The sequence below is a fragment of the Streptomyces sp. NBC_00287 genome (assembly GCF_036173105.1).
Classification (GTDB): Bacteria; Actinomycetota; Actinomycetes; order Streptomycetales; family Streptomycetaceae; genus Streptomyces.
The window spans coordinates 4103072-4123420 of sequence record NZ_CP108053.1 but is presented as its reverse complement, the minus strand read 5'-3'; the positions used below and the strand labels follow the sequence as shown (position 1 = coordinate 4123420).

The following is a 20349-nucleotide window of genomic DNA, read 5'->3' as shown; positions in this document are numbered from 1 at the left end:
AGGCCATCTTCCGGGAGGACACCGTGGCATCCGTACGGCACCTGATCTCCATCGACGACCTCGACGACACCGACCTCAGGGCGCTCGTCGCGCGCGGCGCCGAGTTCTCGGCCCGCGCGGCCGGCCGCCCCACCCCCCTCGCCGGGGACGTCGTGGGCATCTACTTCAGCAAGACCTCCACCCGTACCCGCACCGCCTTCTCCAGCGGCGCCCTGCGGCTCGGCGCGCAGATCATCGCGTACGGGCCGGGGGACCTCCAGCTCAACACCGGGGAGACCAGCGAGGACACCGGCCGGGTCATGTCGCGGATGCTCGACGTGCTGGTCGCCCGTACCGCCGGCGATCCCGCCGAGATGCGGGCCTGGGCCACCCAGGACCGGATGGCGGTGATCAACGCCATGAGCGCCGACGAGCACCCCACCCAGGCGCTGACCGATCTGACCACGCTCCAGGGGCAGTTCGGGCAGGTCGACGGGTTGAAGATCCTCTACGTCGGCGAGGGCAACAACACCGCCTCCGCCCTCGCCCTCGCCCTGACCCGCTTCCCGGGCGTCGAGTTCGAGCTGCGCACCCCGCCCGGCTACGGACTCGAGCCGTCCTTCGCGGCCCGTGCCGCCGAGCAGGCCGCCCGCAGCGGGGCCCGGTTCGCCGAGCGGCACGACATGGCCGGGCTGCCCGCGGACCTGGACGTCGTCTACACCACCCGCTGGCAGACCACCGGCACCGCCAAGCCGGACGCGAACTGGCGGGAGATCTTCGCGCCGTTCCAGGTGACGCGGGCGCTGTGGGAGGCGAGCCCCAAGGCCGTCTTCATGCACGACCTGCCCGCCCACCGCGGCGAGGAGGTCACCGCCGAGGTGCTGGACGGGCCCGAGTCCATCGCCTTCGCGCAGGCGGAGAACAAGATGCACAGCGCGATGGCGGTCCTGGAGTGGTGCAGGACATGACCCTCGTCGACGCCGAGGCCGTCGAAGCGCCGCCCCCGCTGCGCCACAACCGGGAGTTCCTGCTGCTGTGGTCGGGAGCGAGCCTGTCGTTCCTGGCCACCCGGGTCACCTCGGTCGCCTACCCGCTGATCGTGCTCTGGCACACCGGCTCGCCGCTGGCGATGTCGGTCGTCACCACGGCGGCCCTGCTGCCGCTGCTGCTGGTGCAGCTGCCGGCCGGGGCGGTCGTGGACCGTTTCGACCGGCGCCGGCTGATGCTGGGGTGCGAGGCGGGCCGGATCCTCGCGGTGGGCAGCGTGGCGCTGGCGCTCGCGGCGGGCCGGCTGTCGGTGCCGCATCTTGCGGTGGTGGCGTTCGTGGAGTCGGCGTTCGCGGTGTTCTACCGGCTCGCCGAGCGGGGTGCCGTACGCAATCTCGTGCACCCCGCGCATCTGCCCGCCGCCCTCGCGCAGAACGAGGCGCGCGGGCGGGCGGCCGGGCTGCTCGGCCAGCCGGGCGGAGCGCTGCTGTACTCGGCGGCGCGCTGGCTGCCGTTCGGCTTCGGCGCGCTCGCCTACGCCTGCTCCTTCGTCTCCCTGCTGCTGATCCGCAAGGACTTCCAGCAGGAGCGGACCGGCGCCGCCGCGCCGCGCCGGATGGCCACCGAGGTGGCCGAGGGCATGCGGTGGCTGTGGCGGCAGCGGTTTCTGCGGGCGGCCCTCGGCTATGTCGCCGGCACCAATGTGCTGTTCCAGATGCTCGCCCTGGCCCTGATCCTGCGCGTCAAGGAGGAGGGCCTGCCGCCGTCGACCCTCGCGATCGTCATGGGCGTCGGCGGGATCGGCGGCCTGTGCGGGGCGCTGGCGGGCAGCCGTCTCGAGCGCCGGACGAGCCGCCGCGCGCTGCTCATCGGCGGGGCCGTCGCCTGGGCCCTGCTGATCGGCGCGATGGGCTTCACCGCCGAGCCGCTGCTGCTCGGCCTGCTCTACGCCGGGACCGGCTTCGTCGGCGCGGTGTTCAACGTCTCCGCCGCCGTCTACCAGGTCCGCACGACCCCGGACGCCCTCCAGGGCCGAGTCGCGGCAACGGCCACCCTCATCGGCTCCGGCACCAACGCCCTCGGCTCCTTCGCCGGCGGCCTGCTGCTGGCGACGTGGGGAGCGGAGCCGACGGTACGGGCGATCGCGGCGGCGATGGCGGTACTGGCCCTGCTGGCGGCGCTGGCACCGGACCTGAGAAGAGAACTCCCGGACGAGGCCGCGGCTGACGGCGGCGGTCCGCATCACGCAGCCCGTCCGGCCTCCGGGCTCGAGGCCCGCTCAAGGTCCGGACGAAAGCCTCCGGGACCGGATGACCATCCCCGCACGAAAGGAGACGAGACCCCATGAGCACCGCCACCGTCCACGACGTGCCGTGGCTGCGGCGTTACCCGGCGGCGAACGGCCGGCCGCCCCGGCTCCGGCTCGTCTGCTTCCCGCACGCCGGCGGCAACGCCCAGCTGTTCCGCGGCTGGTCCGCCCGGCTGCCCAAGGATGTGGAGCTGCTCGCCGTCCGCTACCCCGGACGCCAGGAGCGCCTCGCCGAGCCCTGTGTCGAGGACATGGCCGCCCTCGCGGACGCCGTGACCGCCGCCCTGCTGGACCGCCTCGACCGGCCGATCGCCCTGTTCGGGCACAGCATGGGCTCCTCCGTCGCCTACGAGACGGCGCTCCGGCTTCAGGCCCGGCACGGTGTCGTCCCGCGCCGGCTCATGGTCTCGGCCCGCTCCGCCCCGCACCGCGCCCGCCCCACCGGCCTGCACCACCGGTCCGACGACGACCTCGTCGCCGGAGTGCGCCGCCTCGGCGACCTCGGCTCGGAGGCGTACGACGTCCCCGAACTGCGCGAGCTGCTGCTGCCCGCGCTGCGCGCCGACTACCGGCTCATCGAGAACTACCGCCCCGCCGACCCGCCCGCCCCCGTCCACGCCCCCATCACCGCCTACCTCGGCAGCGAAGACCCCGGCTGCAACCCGGACGCCGTCGCGGCCTGGGCCGAACTCACCACCGCCGACTTCCACTTGCGCACCTACCCGGGCGACCACTTCTACCTCGCCCCCCGCGAGGCCGAGCTGCTCGCCGACATCACCGAAGACCTGGAGGTTTTGACATGACGCAGACGGACATCTGGACCCCGCTGGAGATCGAGAGCGAAGGGGTGGGCGGCGCCGAGGAACTCGTCGAGCGGGTCACCGGGATGGGCGAGGAGTTCGGCAAGCTGCTGGTCGCGGAGAAGGGCCTGGTCTTCCGCGGCTTCGGCGTCACCCCCGCCGAACTCGACCGCGTGCTGGACGCCCTGCTGCCCAACCGGCTCGCCTACGTGCACGGCAACTCCCCGCGCACCAAGGTCGGCAGCAATGTCTACACCTCCACCGAGTACCCGCAGGAATTCACCATCTCGATGCACAACGAGATGAGCTACGCCCACGCCTGGCCCGCCCGCCTCGCCTTCTACTGCCAGGTCCAGCCCGGCAGCCGCGGCGCGACCCCCGTCGTCGACGCCGCCCTGTGGCTGAACTCCCTGGACGACAAGGTCCGCGAGGCGTTCGCGGGCGGAGTGCGCTACGTGCAGAACCTGCACGACGGCTTCGGCCTCGGCAAGAGCTGGCAGGACACCTTCGAGACCACCAGCCGCGAGGACGTGGAGGCCTTCCTCACCCCCACCGGCGCCACCTGGGAGTGGAAGGCCGACGGCGGCATCCGGGTCTCCTCGGTACGCCCGGCCACCACCCGGCACCCGGTCACCGGCGCCGAGGTGTGGTTCAACCAGGCCGACCAGTGGCACCCCGCGGGCCTCGGCGACGACACCGCGGCAGCCCTCGCGCAGATCCTGCCCGAGGATGAGCTGCCGCAGAACGTCACCTTCGCCGACGGGAGCCCCATCCCCGCCGAGTACGTCGTCCAGATCCGCGACCGCGGTCTCGAGCACGCCGTGGACGTCGACTGGCGCACCGGAGACCTGCTGCTGATCGACAACGTCCTGCTGGCGCACGGCCGCCGTCCGTTCACCGGCGACCGCCGGGTGCTGGTCGCGATGTCGGACTGAGGCCCCTCGGCTCCCCAACGCACAGAACGGACTGAGGCGATGACCGCCGCATACGAGTATCTGAGGGACCACGACGCGGTCCACGTCTGGCGGGGCAGGGCACCGGACACCCTGGCGCCGGGCGACACCGACCTGTTGTCCGAGGAGGAGCTGGCCCAGGCCCGACGCCTCGGCGAACCGGCCGCGACGCGCTATGCGTCGGCGCACGCGGCCCTGCGCCGGATCCTCGCCCACTACCTGGGTGAGGATCCGCGCGACCTGGTCCTCGGCCGCCGCCCCTGCCCGCGCTGCGCCCACCCGCGGCACGGCAGGCCACGTATCGACTGGCCGCACACCGACCTCGACTTCAACCTGTCCAGGTCCGGGCCGCACTGGCTGCTCGCGGTGCTCGTCGGCCGGCAGGTCGGCGTCGACCTGGAGGACGGCCGCGACCTGGATGTGGAGGGCGCCTCACGGCTGGTGATGAGCCCCTGCGAACTCGCCCACGTGGACGCGCACGAGGGCGAGCGGGAGCGGCTGCACGCCTTCTTCCGCTGCTGGACCCGCAAGGAGGCCGTCGTCAAGGCGAGCGGCGTCGGCATCATCACCAACCTGCGCGAGGTGGACGTACAGCCCGCCGACGACGGCCCCGTGCTGGTCGGCCACGCGCTGCCGACCGGGCCCGACACCTGGCTGGTGGAGGACCTGCCCGTGGTCGACGGGGTGTTCGCGGCCCTGGCCCGGCAGGCCGGCACCGCGCTCGGCCCGGTCGTCCTGCGCCGCTACGAGTCCCTGGACAGCCAGGGCGAACCGACGAGAGGGGTCCTGGTCCCATGACCGCGATCACATACACGGGGGCCCCCGGCACCCCGGTGCACAGCTGGATCGCCGAACACCGCACCGAACTCAGGGAGGTCCTCGGCACCCGCGGAGCGATCCTGCTGCGCGGCTTCGAGGTCGGCGGCGTCGACGGCTTCGACGGGGTGGTGCGGGCCTTCTCCGGCAGCGCGCCGCTGGACTACGCCGAGCGCTCCTCGCCGCGCTCCACCATCAAGGGGCAGGTGTACACGTCGACCGACTACCCGGCCGACGAGGAGATCTTCCTGCACAACGAGAACTCCTACCAGGCCGTGTGGCCGCACACCCTGTACTTCTACTGCATCGAGCCGGCCCTCACCCAGGGCGCGACCCCGCTCGCCGACATCCGCGAGGTGTACCGGGCGATCGACCCGGCGGTGCGCGAGGAGTTCGTGCGGCGCGGCGGCTGGCGCGTGGTGCGCAACTTCCACGCCGACTTCGGGGTGCCGTGGCAGGAGGCGTTCGGCACGGAGGACCGGGACTCGATCGTGGAGTACTGCCGGGGCAAGGGCATCACGGCCGAGTGGCGGCCCGACGGGGGGCTGCGCACCACCACGGTCCGGCGGGCGGTGCACACGCATCCGGTCTCCGGGGAGGAGGTCTGGTTCAACCACGCCACGTTCTGGCATGTCACCTCGCTGGCGCCGGAGGTGCAGGAGGGGCTGCGGGAGATCTTCGACGACGAGGACCTGCCCACCAACACCTACTTCGGCGACGGCGGCCGTATCCCCGACGAGACGGTCGCGCATCTGCGGGCCGCCTACCGTTCGGCGTCCACCCGCTTCGACTGGCAGCGCGACGACGTGCTGATCGTCGACAACATGCTGGCCGCACACGGCCGTGAGCCGTTCACGGGCCCGCGGAAGATCGCGGTGGCGATGGCGGAACCCTCGCGTTCCCCGGTCGCCGTCTGAACACCCCTCTCCTTTCACGCCTGTTCAGCACAGGCGAGGGCCGGCCTCCGGTTCCGTACACATGCCGTACGGAACCGGCGGCCGGCCCTCTTTGGTGCCGCGCCGGGCGGGACGGGGGACGTTGACCACCCGGCGCGACGTCTCAGCGGGCCCTCACTCCCGCATGCCCGCCAGCTCCACGGCCCGCCGCCGCATGGACAGCCCGGCCGGCGCCACCGCGGAGACCACGGCCAGCACCGCACAGGCGCCCACCGCGGAGCCGACGGCCGCCCACGGGATCTCGATCGAGGTCCACACCGACAGCAGGCCCAGCGCGCTCCACATGCCGAGCAGGTTGAGCGCGGCCACCAGCAGCCCCAGCACCCCGCCGACCACCACGACCATCAGCGCCTCCCAGGCCACCAGCCGCAGCACCTGCCAGGTGGTGGCCCCGGCGAGCCGCAGCACCGCCAGGTCCCGGACCCGGTCGGAGGTCGCCATCACCAGGGTGTTGGCCAGCGAGATGCCCGTGTACAGCAGGGCGATGCCGAGGACCAGCAGGAAACCGAGCCGGGTGGTCTCATTGGTCTCCGGGTAACTGGCCTGCACCCACTGGTCCTTGGTGAGGACCTCGCCGCCGTCGCCCTTGACCGCCGTAGCCAGTGCGCTCGCCACGGCCGCGGCGTCCGCGCCGTCTGCGATCTTCACATCGACCCGGTCGACGGGTGCGCGCGGGGCGTTGGCCGGGGTGACGTACACGCCGTTGTTGCCGGTTCCGATGGACATCACCGCGGCGATCCGCAGCGACTTCTTCGTACCGTCGCCGAGCCACACGCTCACCCGGTCCCCGACGGTGTGCTTCTCCCACTCCTCGTTGACGATGATCGAGTCGTCGTCGAGGTCGGTGACCCGGCCCGCGGTGACCGGCAGTTTCACGGTGTCCGCGAGCGCCTTCGCCTCGGCGGCCCGGGCGTCGGAACGGATCAGCGCGACGCCCTCCTCCAGGACGTACACCGCGCTCGACGAGGTCACCGAGACCTCCGCGCCGGGCACCTCGCGCAGCCGCTCCACCGCCGCCGCGTCGAAGCCGTCACCACCCGGGGCCACCACGAAGTCCGCGACGGTCTGCTCCCGGGTCTCGGTCGCCTTCGCCTCGTTCAGCGTCGCGGTCGCCCCGAGCAGCGAACCGGCCAGCGCCACGGTGACCAGCACGGGCGCCGCGATGGCGGCCGTACGGCGCACCCCGGCGGCGGCGTTCTCCCGCACCAGCATGCCGCCCGCGCCCGGCAGTTGGGCCGGCAGCCAGGCGATCAGCCGGGTCAGCGGGCGCACCAGCACCGGCGACAGCAGCGCGATCGCGGTGATCAGCAGCATGGGCCGGCTGACGTAGGTCTTGCGGTGCAGCAGATCGCCCGGCTCGGTCACCAGGGCCAGCACCAGCGTCACCGCGGCGGTGACCAGCAGGCCCGCACCGAACAGCCAGCGGCCCCAGGTCATGGTCCGGCTGTCCACCGAGGCCTCGCGCAGCGCCTGGGTGGGCCCGGTCTTCCCGGCCCGCCAGGACGCGGCGACGACCCCGCACAGCGCGACCAGCAGACCCGTCCAGAAGGCCATGTGGTACGGCCAGGTCTGGTCACCGATGGCGAACCACTCGGGCGCGAGCCCGCCGTCCACCACCCACTCGGCGAGATGGGGCGCCGCGTACGCGCCGAGGACACAGCCCGCTGCGGAGGCGAGGACACCCACGAGCAGGGCCTCGGCGAACACCATCCGGCGGATCTGCCCGGGCGTGGCACCCGCGGTGCGCAGCAGCCCGAACTCGCGGCGCCGCTGGGCGACGGCGAAGGCGAACGTGGAGGCCACCACGAACACCGACACAAAGCCGCTGACCCCGCCGGCCGTGCCGAACATGGCGTTGAGCGCGGTCAGTGCCTCGCTGTCACGGTCCGGGTCGGCATCCGCGTACCGCCGGTCGGTGCCGGTGAGCACCTCGACGCCGGAGCCGTCGACCGCGCTCCGCACCGCCGAGGCGTCGGCGTCCACGACCAACTGCGTGGAGACCGGGGCCAGTTGTGCGGCACGCGCGTCGGTGTAGAAGACGGCGTCCTCGAAGCCGAGCCCACCGACGGTCCCGACGACCGTCACGGTCCCGGCGGCGGTGCGCAGTTCCTTTCCTACGGCGGCCCAGTCGCCGCTGACGACGACCTCACCGTCGGCCTCGGGCGCGCGCCCCTCGCTCAGCTTGTACGGCGCGAAGGCCGCCGTGGACCACGGGTGGCCCACCAGATCACCGGGCGCCCCTTCGGCCCGTACGGCGAAGGAGCGGTCCTCGGTGACGGTGCCGAGCTCCTTCAGCGCGGTGACCGTCTTCGCCGGGACGGGGTTGGGCTGCTCCAGCTCCTGCTCGCGGTTCCCGATCGAGGTCGGCACGCTCAGGGTGTCCTTGCCCTGCACCACGACCGGGGCCGCGGCGAACCGCTCCGGCTGCCGCTCGGGCGCGTTGAGGGAGGAGGCGAGGGCCAGACCCATCACGGCGATCAGCGCGACACCGAGCGACAGCGCGACGAAGCTGCCGACGAAGGTGACCCAGCGGGTGCGCAGGGTGCGCAGGGCGACGCTCAGCACGGCACGGCCTCCAGCTTGGTCATCCGGGCGGCGATGTCGCCGGCCGAGGCGCCGATCAGCTCGCCGTTGACGCGCCCGTCGACCAGGAAGACCACCCGGTCCGCGTAGGAGGCGGCCACCGGGTCATGGGTCACCATGATGATCGTCTGGCCCTCGGCGTCGACCATGCCGCGCAGCAGCGTCAGCACCTCACGGCTGGTCTGGGAGTCCAGGGCGCCGGTCGGCTCGTCGCCGAACAGCACCTCGGGGCGGGTGATGAGGGCGCGGGCCAGGGCGACCCGCTGCTGCTGGCCGCCGGACATCTCCGAGGGGCGGTGCCCGGCCCGGTCGCCGAGACCGACCTGCGCCAGCACCTCACGGACCCGGGCCTTCTTGGGGCGCCGCCCTGCCAGGCGCAGCGGCAGCGCCACGTTCTGCTCGGCGGTCAGCGAGGGCAGCAGGTTGAACGCCTGGAAGACAAAGCCGATGCGCTCGCGGCGCAGCAGCGTCAGCCGGGTCTCGCTCAGCTTCGTCAGCTCGGTGTCGCCGACGGTGACCGAGCCGGACGTCGGCCGGTCCAGACCGGCGGCGCACTGCAGGAGGGTCGACTTGCCGGAGCCGGAGGGGCCCATGACGGCGGTGAAGGTAGCCCGGGGGAAGGCCAGGGAGACCTGGTCGAGGGCGGTGACTCGGCCGCCGCCCGACCCGTACTCCCGGCTCACGGAGCGCAGTTGGATCGCGTTGTTCGTCATCTGTCCCTAAGTCCCTGTTCGTTGGTGTCGGTCCTCCCGCGCACCAAGGCGGGACGGAAGTGGCGTGGCGAAGTCATTGTCGAAGCGGGCCGGGCCCGAACGAGGTGCCGCGGGCGGCAGGAGACTGCCCTGGCAGCAACCTGCGAAGGGCGCACTCAGCCGGGTCCGGCCGGGCCCATCACATAGCCGAGCAGGACGAAGGAGGGCGCCCACACCGCACTGCTCACCAGCGACCAGGCGAGATAGCGGTGCAGCGGCATCCGGACGGCCCCGCACAGGGTCGGTACGAGGGTGCGCAGCACTGCGGTGAACCGGCCGACGAACACCGCGCCGCCGCCGCGCCGTTCGATCAGGCCGAGCGCCCGAGCGGTGTACCGGCTCCCGCGCGCACCGCCCGGCATCCGCTCCAGCAGCGGCCGCCGCCAGCGTCTGCCGACGGCGTACCCGACGGCGTTGCCGAGTACGGCGCCCGCCATCGCGGTGAGCAGCGCGGCCTGCACACTGATGTGCCCGTGCCAGGCGAACACCCCGCCGAGCACCACCGCGGTCTGTCCCGGCAGCGCCACGCCGATCACCGGCAGCGCCGCCTCCAGGGCGGGCAGCAGCAGAACCGTGACCAGGATGCCGATACTCCCGAACGCCAGCACACGCTCGGCCAGCCAAGCCAACATCCGGTCCCCGTCTCTCTCGCCGCTTCGACCACTCCACGAAACCGCGTAAGGCGGGTGTGACGCAGTGCGGCAGAGGCGAGACTTGGGGTAGGGCCAGGCATACCTTGCGGGGTAGCTGCGGCTGCGTGGGGGCTGGTCGCGCAGTTCCCCGCGCCCCTTCGGGGGCGCTCACGCCCCCGACAGCGTCAGCCCTCCGTCCCGTTCCGGCAGGCCCGCCGCGACCAGGCGGACCAACTCATGGAAGCGGTACCGGGGTTCTCCCGTCGCGTCGATGCCCGCCATCTCCAGCAGCGCCGCCTCCACCAGCCGCTCCAGCAGCTCCTCCGCCACCTCCTCCGCGACGCCGGCGAAGCGCGCGGCCCGTGCCGTGGTGAAGGGTTCCGTGCCGTGCGGTGCGAAGGCGGTCACGAACTCCCGCTCGTCCACCGGCCGTTGTCGGAGCGCCTTGGACAGGGTGTGCCGTACGTCCAGTTCCCCCACCCGCAACTCCTCCGCCCGGCAGGCCGGGTCGGCCAGTCGACGGGCCAGCCGCGCCGCCGGCCAGTGCGGACGCGCGGCGAGCCGGGTCCCCGCGATCCGCAGGGCGAGCGGCAGACCGGCGCAGGCCCGCGCGATCAGCCGGGCCGCCTCGGGCTCCACCCCGATCCGCGAGGGCCCCGCGACCGCCCCCAGCAGCGCCAGCGACTCCGCGTCCCCGAGGGGTTCGAGGGCAAGACCGCGCGATCCGGGCACCGTGGACAGCCGCCCACGGCTGGTGACCAGCACCGCCGCCTCAGTCGTGGCCGGAAGCAGCGCGTCCAGCTGGAGCTCGTTCGCCGCGTCGTCGAGCACGACCAGCAGCCTGCGCCCCGCCGTCCTGGTCCGCCACCGGTGCACCAGCTCGTCGAGCCGCCCCGGCCCGCCGCCCGGCACCGGCACGTCCTCCGGCCGCTCGCCCAAGGTGCGCAGCAGCTGGGCCAGCACCACCCCGGAGTCCTTCACCCCACCGTCCTCGTGGCGCAGCCGCGCATACAGCAGCCCGTCCGGGAACTCCCCGGCCACCGCGTGCGCCACCCGCACCGCGAGCGCCGTCTTGCCCACCCCCGCCATACCGCTCAACAGCAGCCGCCGCGGCCGGAACGGCAGCCGCCGCTCGGCCGGCGCCGGCACCAGCGCCGCGCACAGCTCCTCGAACTCCCGCCGCCGCCCGGTGAAGTCGGCTAGATCCGGCGGCAACAGCAGCGGCGGCGTACGCCGCGCCGCACCGGAGACGGCCACGGACACCCGGGCGGGCTCGGGCAGCCGCCCCAGCTCACCGCTGAGCGCACCCTGGTAGGCGGCCGTCAGATCGGGCCCGGGGTCCACCCCCAGCTCCTCGGCGAGCACCGTGCGGCCCTCGTGATAGACGTGCAGCGCGTCTGCCTGCCGCCCCCCGCGGTACAGCGCCGTCATCAGCTGGGCCCGCAGCCGCTCCCGTACCGGGAACTCGCTGACCAGGCCGGTGAGTTCGGACACCAGCCGCTGATGCCGGCCGAGCGCCAGATCTGCCTCGACCCGGTGCTCCAGCGCGGTCACCCGGGCCTCCTCCAGCTGCGGCACCTCCGCCTCGGCGAGATACGGCGTCACCCCCGCCAGCGCCGGGCCCTGCCACAGATCGAGCGCCCGGCGCAGTAAGTCCGCCGCGTCCGAGAACCGGCGTTCCTCCAGCGCCCTGCGGCCCCCGCGGTCCAGCTCCTCGAACTCCACGACGTCCAGCCGCGCACCCTCGGCGAGCAGCTGGTAGCCCGGCTGACGACGGATCAACTCCACGTCAGGGCCGAGCAGCTTGCGCAGTCTCGAAATGTACGTGTAGATCTGCGCGTTCATGGTGGCCGGCGGCTCCCACCCCCACAGCAGTTCGCTGAGCCTGCCGTCCCCCACCACCCGGCCCCGGGCGAGCAGCAGTGCGGCGAGCACCGTGTGCACCTTCGAGCCGGACAATGCCACCCGTCGCCCCGGGTTCTGTGCTGTCTGCCGTGCCTCCACCGGACCGAGAAGCTGGAATTCCATGTGTGAGTCCCCCACTCCTGTGAGCCCCGGCCCTATGGACAGGGCCGGATCGCAACGCGCGCAGCGTTGACCCATGGCCATTGTTTGCGCCACTCCCGGCCGGAATTGAGCCTTCTGTTTGGCAGCAGCCTGCGATGGCAGGACCTTGCAGCGGCCCACCCGTGACCCCGCATCGCCTGCCCCGGGGGTATGGCCAGCCCTACCCCCGGTCCGCCACCTGGACCGATGGCACAGCCCACGCCCCGGCTTCTACGGTGATCCCCATGCACCCTCGCAATGTGTGGCAGGCCATGTCCCGGCCGGACTTCCTGCTGTCGCCGTGGCCCTGGCGCTCCGTCGCGTATCTGCTGACGGGCGTGCTGGCGGGCATCGCCGCCCTCGTGTCCCTGGTGACCCTGGTGGCGGTGGGCGGCGTCCTGGCGATCGTCCTGGTCGGCCTGCCCCTGCTCGCCGTCACCGCCCTCGCCGGCCTGCCCGTGGCCACGATGGAGCGGCGCCGACTGCGGCTGATCGACGGTGACCCGGCGAACGGCCCGCACGCCGAACCCGCCGAGCCCGGACTGTGGTGCTGGTTCACCACCCGCCTGCGCGAGCAGCTCACCTGGCGGGAACTCGGCTACGCCCTGCTCTTCGCCGTACTGCTCTGGCCCGCCGAGGCCTTCGTCGTCACCGTCGCCCTGCTCTTCCCGCTGTCGATGGCGGCGACCCCGCTGCTGATGGCCACGGTCGGCGCGGGCGAGGAGACCAAGGTGCTCAAGCAGTGGACGGTCACCGACTGGCCGACCGCGTTCGGCGTCGCCGTCCTCGGCCTGCTCCTGCTGGCCGCCGGCGCCTACATCCTCGCCCTGACGGCCGGCGCCCGCGCCGAGCTGACCCGTCTGCTGATCGCCCCGCGCGACGCCGACCTCGGCGAGAAGGTCGTCGAACTCAGCCGCTCCCGGATCCGGCTGGTCGACGCCTTCGAGGCCGAACGCCGCCGTATCGAACGCGATCTGCACGACGGCGCCCAACAGCGCCTGGTCGCCCTGACGATGACGCTCGGCCTGGCCCGCCTCGACGTCCCGCCGGGCCCCCTCGCCGACCAGCTCGCCAAGGCCCACGAGGAAGCCGGCAAGGCCCTCGCGGAACTGCGCGAGCTCATCCACGGCATCCACCCCAAGGTCCTCGCCGACTACGGCCTCGACGCGGCCGTCGCCGACGCCGCCGACCGCAGCGCCGTCCCCGTCGACGTCGACCTCGACCTGCCCGGACGGCTGCCCCAAGCGGTGGAGAGCGCCGCCTACTTCGTCGTCTGCGAGGCCCTCGCCAACGTCGCCAAGCACAGCGGCGCCACCCGCGCCGCCGTCAGCGGCGGCCACGACGACGGACGCCTGGTGCTCAAGGTCCGCGACGACGGCCGCGGCGGCGCGGACGCCGACCGGGGCAGCGGACTGACCGGACTCGCCGACCGGGTGTCCGTCCTCGATGGCAGACTCTCCCTGTCCAGTCCGCCGGGCGGACCGACCTTGCTGAGTGTGGAGATTCCTTGCGAGTGGACCGAGACGGCCGAACGCGCCGATCGCTCCGGGTAGTTCTGGCCGAGGACAGTGTGCTGCTGCGCGAGGGCCTCATCGGCCTGCTCGGCCGCTGCGGCCACGACGTGGTGGCCGCCGTCGGCGACGCGAGCGCCCTGGTCGCCGCCGTTCAGGAGCACGAACCGGACATCGTCGTCACCGACGTACGCATGCCGCCCGGCTTCCAGGACGAGGGCCTGCACGCCGCGGTGCGCCTGCGCGAGACGCGGCCCGCCCTGCCGGTACTGGTCCTCAGCCAGTACGTGCAGCGCACCTACGCCTCCGACCTCCTCGACTCGGGCGACGGATCCGGGGTCGGCTACCTCCTCAAGGACCGCGTCGGCCAGGTCGAGGAGTTCGTCGACGCGCTGAGCGAGGTCGCGGACGGCGGCACCGTCGTCGACCCCGAAGTCGTACGGCAGTTGCTGCGCCGGCGCCGCGACCCACTGGAGCGGCTCACCCCACGCGAACGCGAGGTGCTGGCGCTGATCGCGGAGGGCAAGTCCAACGGCGCCATCGCCAAGGCGCTGGTGGTCTCCGAGGCCGCCGTGGGCAAACACATCGGCTCCATCCTCACCAAGCTGGACCTGCCCCCGGCCGAGGAGACCCACCGCAGGGTCCTGGCCGTCCTGGCCTACCTCCGCTCCTGACCAGCCCCTATAGCCGGCGCATACATCCGCTGTAACCCCGCGGCGAACGCTGACGCCGCTCCGAGCGACCCCCGCCGGAGCGAGCAGCGCTCCCCACGGAGGACACCTCATGCGCCGTCGTACCGCAGCCGCGTCCCTGGCCACCGCCACGCTCGCGCTGACCGCCGCCCTGCTGCCCGCCACCGAGGCCGCCGCCGCGCCCGCCGACAAGGGCGCGGTCCTCAGTGGCTGGACGCAGACAGGCGCGAGCAGCTACAACGCCTTCTTCGCGGCCCGCGCCAACCAGAGCGCGTGGAGCGCCTACGGCTTCGACTGGTCCACGGACTACTGCACCACGTCGCCGGACAACCCCTTCGGGTTCCCGTTCTCCAACGCCTGTGTCCGCCATGACTTCGGCTACCGCAACTACAAGGCGGCCGGCACCTTCGACACCAACAAGACCCGCCTCGACGACGCCTTCTACGCCGACCTCAAGCGCGTCTGCGCCACCTACTCAGGGCTGAAGAAGACCTCCTGCGACGCGGCCGCCTGGACGTACTACCAGGCGGTCGACAAGCTCGGCTAGAGCAGCGCCTTGGCGTAGCACAGGCTCAGTTCGTGGAAGCGGTAGTAGCCGAACTTCACGCACGGCTCATAGCCGCTGGACTCGTACAGGGCGACCGCCTCCGGCTGCTTGGCGCCCGTCTCCAGCACCATGCGCAGCCGCCCGGCCGCCCGCGCGTCCTCCTCCAGAGCGGCGAGGATGCGCCGGGCGAGACCACGGCCGCGCATGGCGTCGGTCACATACATCCGCTTCAGCTCGGCGTCCCCGTCGACATTGCCCTCGCCGTTGGCGTCCTGGACGCGCCAGCCGCCCGAGGCGACGGGGACGCCGAGCTCGTCGTAGGCGATCAGGTACACACCGTTCGGCGGCTCGAAGTCGGCCGCGTCCATCGAGGTGGCGTCGCCGCCGTCGCCGTAGCGGATGTCGTACTCGGCCTGGACCGCGTCGTTGAGCTTGACGGCGTCGGGGTGGTCGAAGGAGACGCGACGTATGTGCATGCGGAAAACCGTACATTCATCAGTGGTCGGAATCTGGACTCCGTCCAGTGTGCCGGTATCGTGCCCGGGTGCTCACTGTGACCAGCGTGAATGTGAACGGGCTGCGCGCCGCCGCGAAGAAGGGCTTCGTGGAGTGGCTCGCCGAGACCTCCGCCGATGTGCTCTGCCTGCAGGAGGTGCGCGCCGAGCCGCAGCAGCTGCCGGACACCGTGCGCACACCCGACGGCTGGCACGTCGTCCACGCCCCCGCCGCCGCCAAGGGCCGCGCGGGCGTCTCCCTCTACACCCGCCGCGAGCCCGACCGCGTCCAGGTCGGCTTCGGATCGAGCGAGTTCGACACCAGCGGCCGCTATGTCGAGGCCGACCTGCCCGGTGTGACGGTCGCCTCCCTGTACCTGCCCTCCGGCGAGGTCGGCACGGAGCGCCAGGACGAGAAGGTCCGCTTCATGACCGAGTTCCTCGCCTACCTCAAGGAGCTGCGCGCACGCGCCGCCGCCGACGGCCGCGAGGTCGTGGTCTGCGGCGACTGGAACATCGCGCACCAGAAGGCGGACCTGAAGAACTGGCGCGGCAACCAGAAGAGCTCCGGCTTCCTGCCGGAGGAACGCGAGTGGCTCGGCCGCGTCCTCGACCCGTCCGAGGGCGGCTACGTCGACGTCGTACGCGCCCTGCACCCGGACGTCGAGGGGCCGTACACCTGGTGGTCGTACCGGGGGCGGGCCTTCGACAACGACACGGGCTGGCGCATCGACTACCAGATGGCGACGCCGGGGCTCGCGGGCCGGGCGGTCAAGGGGTACGTGGAGCGTGCCGCAAGCCATGAGGAGCGGTGGTCGGACCATGCCCCGGTGACCGTGGTCTTCGAGCAATGACGAACGTGGGGTGCCCCGAAGCTCGGGACACCCCACGTCATCGGCTCAAGCCGAGCGCAGCAGCTACGCGTCGTAGTCCTGGTCGAAGCGGTCCTGCTCTTCCCGCTGCAGGCGCTCCGTCTCCTCGTCGCGGTCACGCTGCTGGCCGCGCTGCGCGCCCTTTTCGCGGGCCTGCTGCATCTTTTCCTTGGCCTGCTGCTGGAGCTGCTCGGACTTGTCCTGGAACTGGTCCTTCATGCCCATGAGGTTTCACTCCCGTGATGGGTGAGGGGATCAAGCCCGACCAGATTCACACGCCCGGTGACGCAGCGCATGTCGATCAGTTACGGCGCGTAGTCCTCTCCTGCTCATCGGCCTCCCCGCCCGCGCCCACGAGGCCGATCCGCATGCCGTCGAGCCGGTCCGCGAACCTGCGCATCTCCCGCTGGCCCACGGTCCCGATGACCGCCGGCAGATACCCCCGCACGCCCTGCATCCCGCGCAGCCACCACTGCCCGTACACATGGCTGGAGCGCCGCTCGATCCCGGCGACGATCCGGTCCACCGCGGGCCCCAGCGGATACGTCTTGTTCGACGGCCACGGCAGCCGCTGCCGCAACTCCCGCATGACGTCGTCCTGATCGGCGCCGCGCACCATGTCCGTGTCGGTCCAGGACAGATACCCCACGCCCACGCGTACGCCCTTGTAGCCGACCTCGGCGCGCAGGCTGTGCGCGTACGCCTCCACACCCGACTTGGACGCGCAGTACGCGGTCATCATCGGCGCCGGAGTGATCGCGGCGAGGGAGGCGATCTGGAGCAGATAGCCGCGGCTCTCCATGAGCACCGGCAGGAACGCCCGCGCGGTCACCGCGGATCCGATGAGATTGACCTCGATGACCCGCCGCCACGCCACCGGATCGGAGTCCACGAACGGCCCCCCGGACGCGACACCGGCGTTGGCCACCACGATGTCGACCTTCCCGAACCGCTCCTTGACCTCCCGCGCCACCTGGGCCATCGCCTCGTGGTCGGTGACGTCGGCGTACCAGTGGTCGCTCTCGCTGTGCAGCCGCTCGGAGACCTGCTTGAGGGCGTCGGGTTCGAGCCCGACCAGCGCCACCTTCGCCCCGCGCGCGGAGAGCTTGCGGGCGAGCAGCTCACCCACGCCCCGCGCCGCTCCGGTGACGACGGCGACCTGTCCTTCGAGGCTGACCCTGCTCATGCGCCCTCCTTGATCTGTGCGTAGGCGACGACGAGTTCACGAATCCTGGTGCTGACCAGCTCGGGCGCCTCCACCGGCGTCATGTGCCCGAGCCCGGGCAACTCGGTGAGCCCGACGCACGTCGGCAGCGCGGCCGCCAGTGAGCGTGCGTGCACCGGCGGGGTGAGCCGGTCGGCGGTCCCGACGACCACCGCGGTCGGCACGGTCAACTCCCGTATCCCGTGGTCGAGATCGAGCAGATCCAGCACCTGCGACCAGGCATGGCGCACCCGGCGCGGACACGCGTGCACGATCCGCGCGCACGCCTCGACCATGTGCGGCGCCGAACCGGGCCCCATGGTCGCGTACTTGAGAATCCGCCGCGCGAGCGGTGTGACGGGCCCAAGCGGCGCCCGCGACCCGAGGATCTGCTTGGTCAGCCACGTCCGCAGCCGCCCCGCCCGCATCGGTACGACGGTGGCCTCGGCGACCAGCCGCGACGACCCGGTGCTGCACAGCAGCACGGCGGCCGCGTGCTCCCGGAACACCGGCCGCGCCGCGGCGGCCAGCACCGTCATCCCGCCCATCGAGTGCCCGACGATCACCGCCCGCTCCGCCGGCGCGAGCGTCTCCTTCAGTACGGCTTCCAGGTCGTCGGCGAGCGCCTCGGTACCGCAGGCGCGGCTCGCCGGGCTGCGTCCGTGGCCGCGCTGGTCGTAGGCGATGACGCGGTGGTCCTTGGCGAGCTCCCGTATCTGCGCCGCCCAGAAGGCGGTCGAGCAGGTCCAGCCGTGGGCGAGGACGACGGGGGGTGCGTTGTCGGGGCCGTGCACCTCCACGTGCAGGGGCGCGCCGTCCGCGGAGATCGCGGTGAGTTCGCGCGCGGGGGCGGGTGGGGCGTAGGGCCCGGAGCTGACGTGCATCAGGCGGCTCATGCGTCCACCTCCGCACGCTCTTCAGCGCCGGTCTGCCCCTCGGAGCCGCCCACGGCGCGCACTACCGCGTACTCCCCGAGATCCACTCTCCGCGTCGCCCGCCGGAACTCGCCCGTCGTGCCCGGCCAGATCGTGGTGTTACGGCCGTTCGCGTCGAGGTACCAGCTCGTGCAGCCGCCCGTGTTCCACACCGTGCGCTTCATGCGCTCCTGCACGCGCCGGTTCCAGGCGTGCACAGCGCTCGGGCGGGCGTCCAGGGCGACGCGTCCGCCCAGGACGTTCAACTGCCGTACGAAGTCGGCCATGTAGTTGAGCTGGCTCTCGATCATCAGGATCATCGACGAGTTGCCGAGCCCGGTGTTGGGCCCGATGACCGTCATCCAGTTCGGGAACCCGGCGGCGGACGCGCCCCGCAGCGCCTCCATCCCGTCCTTCCAGGCCTCGGCGAGGGTCTGCCCGTCGGCGCCCACGACCCGGTCCGCGATGGGCAGGTCGGTGACATGGAACCCGGTGCCGAAGACGATCGCGTCTACCTCGGCCTCGGTGCCGTCGGCGGCGACGACCGTCGAGCCACGCACCTCGGCGAGCCCACTGGCGACGACGTCGACATTGGGCCGGGTGAGCGCCGGGTAGTACTCGCTGCTCAGCAGGATCCGCTTGCAGCCGATGCGGTAGTCCGGGGTGAGCTTGGCGCGCAGGGCCGGGTCCTTGATGGAGCGGGCCATGTTCTGCTTGGCCAGCTTCTCCACCAGGCCCAGTTCGTTGGGGTGCTTGGTGAAGGCCTGGACCTGAAGCTCCCGGATGCCCCACAGCAGACCGCGCCGGGCCTGGGTGGTGAAGGGGAGCTGCTTGTGCAGCCAGCGCTCCGCGCCACTGATCGCGCGGTCCATGCGCGGCATCACCCACGGTGGGGTGCGCTGGAAGAGCGTGAGTCGGGAGACCTCCGGCTGGATCGCCGGCACGATCTGGATCGCGGAGGCGCCGGTGCCGACCATGGCGACGCGCTTGCCGCGCAGCTCGTAGTCGTGGTCCCAGCGGGCGGAGTGGAAGACCTTGCCGGGGAAGGAGTCGAGCCCCGGGATGTCCGGCATCCTGGGGTCGGACAGCGGGCCGGTGGCGGAGACGACGAATTCGGCCGAGAGGTTCCCGCCGGTGGTCTCGATGTCCCAGCACAGCCGCTCGGCGTTCCACACCATCCGCTTCACCTCGGAGTCGAAGCGGATGTGCGGGCGCAGCCGGAAGACGTCCGTGACGTGCTCCAGGTAGGCGCGGATGTGCTCCTGCCCGGAGAAGGTGCGCGGCCAGTCGGGGTTGGGCGCGAAGGAGAAGGAGTACAGGTGGGACGGGACGTCGCAGGCGCAGCCGGGATAGCTGTTGTCCCGCCAGGTGCCGCCGACGCTCGACGCCCGCTCCAGGACGACGAAGTCGGTGACGCCCTCGCGCCGCAGCCGCACCGCGGCCCCGAGCCCGCCGAACCCGGATCCGATCACCGCCACCCGTACATGCTCGTGTTCGGTCATCCCGAAGCCCTCCACACCGTGCGACTCCGCCAGTGAATACTGGCGCAATCGGAGAGTAGAGCAGCTCCGTACTCATGGGTAGGGGGTGGGCGAAGGAAAGTTACCCCCGGTACGCCATAGGCTTCCGGCGTGGCAGAAGACGCTGGACGACCCGAGGGCCGACACGAGTACCGCATGGAGGAGCTGGCCCGACTGGCCGGCATCACCGTGCGCACCCTGCGCTTCTACCGCGAGCGCGGGCTCATCCCACCGCCCCGCCGCGAGGGCCGTATCGCCTGGTACGACGACGGCCATCTGGCCCGGCTGCGCACGATCTCGGCGCTGCTGGAACGCGGTCACACCCTCAGCGGCATCGCCGACCTCGCCGAGGCCCTCGATCACGGCCGGGACGTCGCCGACCTGCTCGGCGTCGCCTCCCCCACCGAGGAGGAGCCGGTCCGCCTCACCCCCGAGGAACTCGCTGCCCGCTTCGAGGGCCAGGTGACCCCGGAGAACCTGGCCGCCGCCCTCGACCTCGGCTACCTCGCCACCGACGGCGAAGAGATCGTCCACATCAGCCGCCGCCTGCTGGACGTCTCCGCCGCCCTGGTCCGTGAGGGCATCCCACTCGCCGAGGTCCTGGCCGCGGGCAAGGAACTGCGCGCCCACGCCGACGTCCTCGCCGACCTCTTCGCCGACCTGATCCTGCGCCACGGCACCGAGGAGGACCTGCCCCGCCTGCGCCCGCTCGCGAGAAGCGTGGTGGAGGCGGAGATGTCCCTGGCGCTGGACCGGCGGCTGCGCAAGCAGGGTCGGTAAGT

Annotated in this window: 20 protein-coding genes; 11 read left to right on the top strand and 9 right to left on the bottom strand. The window is 72.3% G+C overall.

The genetic code is table 11. The annotated features are described in order from the left end of the window. The first annotated feature begins 23 nt into the window (after nucleotides 1-23). Genes OHT76_RS18675 through OHT76_RS18650 form a run of 6 tightly spaced genes read left to right on the top strand, consistent with a single transcriptional unit; the run spans nucleotide 24 to nucleotide 5761 of the window. Complete coding sequence (locus tag OHT76_RS18675; RefSeq protein WP_328871973.1) at nucleotides 24-947, top strand: ornithine carbamoyltransferase; 924 nt, start codon at nucleotides 24-26, stop codon at nucleotides 945-947. Continuing rightward, complete coding sequence (locus OHT76_RS18670; protein ID WP_328871972.1) at nucleotides 944-2314, top strand: MFS transporter; 1371 nt, start codon at nucleotides 944-946, stop codon at nucleotides 2312-2314. Before OHT76_RS18675 ends, OHT76_RS18670 begins: the two co-directional genes overlap by 4 nt. Next, nucleotides 2311-3078: a thioesterase II family protein gene (locus OHT76_RS18665; RefSeq protein ID WP_328871971.1), complete on the top strand. Its 768-nt coding sequence runs from the start codon at nucleotides 2311-2313 to the stop codon at nucleotides 3076-3078. Before OHT76_RS18670 ends, OHT76_RS18665 begins: the two co-directional genes overlap by 4 nt. Continuing rightward, entirely contained in the window at nucleotides 3075-4010 is a 936-nt protein-coding gene (locus OHT76_RS18660; RefSeq protein ID WP_328871970.1) for a TauD/TfdA family dioxygenase, read from the top strand. The genes OHT76_RS18665 and OHT76_RS18660 overlap by 4 nt, the downstream gene beginning before the upstream one ends. A 39-nt stretch (nucleotides 4011-4049) precedes the next feature. Next, a complete protein-coding gene (locus OHT76_RS18655) occupies nucleotides 4050-4826 on the top strand; it encodes a 4'-phosphopantetheinyl transferase family protein (protein WP_328871969.1) in 777 nt (258 codons plus the stop codon). Next, entirely contained in the window at nucleotides 4823-5761 is a 939-nt protein-coding gene (locus OHT76_RS18650) for a TauD/TfdA family dioxygenase (protein WP_328871968.1), read from the top strand. Before OHT76_RS18655 ends, OHT76_RS18650 begins: the two co-directional genes overlap by 4 nt. Nucleotides 5762-5914: 153 nt before the next feature. Here OHT76_RS18650 and OHT76_RS18645 read toward each other — a convergent pair whose 3' ends face one another. From OHT76_RS18645 to OHT76_RS18630, 4 genes are all read right to left on the bottom strand, one after another. Next, a complete protein-coding gene (locus OHT76_RS18645; RefSeq protein ID WP_328871967.1) occupies nucleotides 5915-8365 on the bottom strand; it encodes an FtsX-like permease family protein in 2451 nt (816 codons plus the stop codon). After that, entirely contained in the window at nucleotides 8359-9096 is a 738-nt protein-coding gene (locus OHT76_RS18640) for an ABC transporter ATP-binding protein (protein ID WP_328871966.1), read from the bottom strand. Before OHT76_RS18640 ends, OHT76_RS18645 begins: the two co-directional genes overlap by 7 nt. A gap of 155 nt (nucleotides 9097-9251) precedes the next feature. Continuing rightward, complete coding sequence (locus OHT76_RS18635; protein ID WP_328871965.1) at nucleotides 9252-9767, bottom strand: DedA family protein; 516 nt, start codon at nucleotides 9765-9767, stop codon at nucleotides 9252-9254. A gap of 168 nt (nucleotides 9768-9935) precedes the next feature. Further along, nucleotides 9936-11795 carry an AfsR/SARP family transcriptional regulator gene (locus OHT76_RS18630; protein WP_328871964.1) on the bottom strand — a complete coding sequence of 620 codons (1860 nt, stop codon included), beginning with the start codon at nucleotides 11793-11795 and terminating at the stop codon, nucleotides 9936-9938. Between the two features lie 290 nt (nucleotides 11796-12085). On the opposite strand from OHT76_RS18630, the gene OHT76_RS18625 reads away from it, so the two are divergent. The 3 genes from OHT76_RS18625 (at nucleotide 12086) to OHT76_RS18615 (ending at nucleotide 14563) form a co-directional block, all read left to right on the top strand. Beyond that, on the top strand, nucleotides 12086-13366 hold the full coding sequence (locus tag OHT76_RS18625) for a sensor histidine kinase (protein WP_328876569.1): 1281 nt from the start codon (nucleotides 12086-12088) through the stop codon (nucleotides 13364-13366). Nucleotides 13367-13383: 17 nt separating this feature from the next. Then, nucleotides 13384-13998 carry a response regulator transcription factor gene (locus OHT76_RS18620; RefSeq protein WP_328871963.1) on the top strand — a complete coding sequence of 205 codons (615 nt, stop codon included), beginning with the start codon at nucleotides 13384-13386 and terminating at the stop codon, nucleotides 13996-13998. 109 nt (nucleotides 13999-14107) lie between these two features. Further along, the gene (locus tag OHT76_RS18615; protein ID WP_328871962.1) at nucleotides 14108-14563 is read left to right on the top strand and encodes a phospholipase; all 456 of its coding nucleotides are present in this window, start codon (nucleotides 14108-14110) and stop codon (nucleotides 14561-14563) included. Here the strand turns inward: OHT76_RS18615 and OHT76_RS18610 are convergent. Then, nucleotides 14560-15039 carry a GNAT family N-acetyltransferase gene (locus OHT76_RS18610; protein ID WP_328871961.1) on the bottom strand — a complete coding sequence of 160 codons (480 nt, stop codon included), beginning with the start codon at nucleotides 15037-15039 and terminating at the stop codon, nucleotides 14560-14562. The genes OHT76_RS18615 and OHT76_RS18610 overlap by 4 nt on opposite strands. A gap of 47 nt (nucleotides 15040-15086) precedes the next feature. On the opposite strand from OHT76_RS18610, the gene OHT76_RS18605 reads away from it, so the two are divergent. Further along, nucleotides 15087-15911 (top strand): exodeoxyribonuclease III, encoded by an 825-nt coding sequence (locus OHT76_RS18605; RefSeq protein ID WP_328871960.1) that lies wholly within the window; start codon nucleotides 15087-15089, stop codon nucleotides 15909-15911. Between the two features lie 63 nt (nucleotides 15912-15974). Here OHT76_RS18605 and OHT76_RS18600 read toward each other — a convergent pair whose 3' ends face one another. The 4 genes from OHT76_RS18600 to OHT76_RS18585 form a co-directional block, all read right to left on the bottom strand. Further along, on the bottom strand, nucleotides 15975-16154 hold the full coding sequence (locus OHT76_RS18600) for a hypothetical protein (protein WP_328871959.1): 180 nt from the start codon (nucleotides 16152-16154) through the stop codon (nucleotides 15975-15977). 76 nt (nucleotides 16155-16230) lie between these two features. Further along, a complete protein-coding gene (locus tag OHT76_RS18595) occupies nucleotides 16231-17115 on the bottom strand; it encodes an SDR family oxidoreductase (RefSeq protein WP_328871958.1) in 885 nt (294 codons plus the stop codon). Further along, entirely contained in the window at nucleotides 17112-18029 is a 918-nt protein-coding gene (locus tag OHT76_RS18590; protein ID WP_328871957.1) for an alpha/beta fold hydrolase, read from the bottom strand. The genes OHT76_RS18595 and OHT76_RS18590 overlap by 4 nt, the downstream gene beginning before the upstream one ends. After that, nucleotides 18026-19549, bottom strand: coding sequence for a flavin-containing monooxygenase (locus OHT76_RS18585; protein ID WP_328871956.1), 1524 nt, complete (start codon nucleotides 19547-19549; stop codon nucleotides 18026-18028). Before OHT76_RS18585 ends, OHT76_RS18590 begins: the two co-directional genes overlap by 4 nt. 174 nt (nucleotides 19550-19723) lie before the next feature. Between OHT76_RS18585 and OHT76_RS18580 the strand changes: the two genes are divergently transcribed. Next, complete coding sequence (locus OHT76_RS18580; protein ID WP_328876568.1) at nucleotides 19724-20347, top strand: MerR family transcriptional regulator; 624 nt, start codon at nucleotides 19724-19726, stop codon at nucleotides 20345-20347. Nucleotides 20348-20349: the final 2 nt, after the last annotated feature.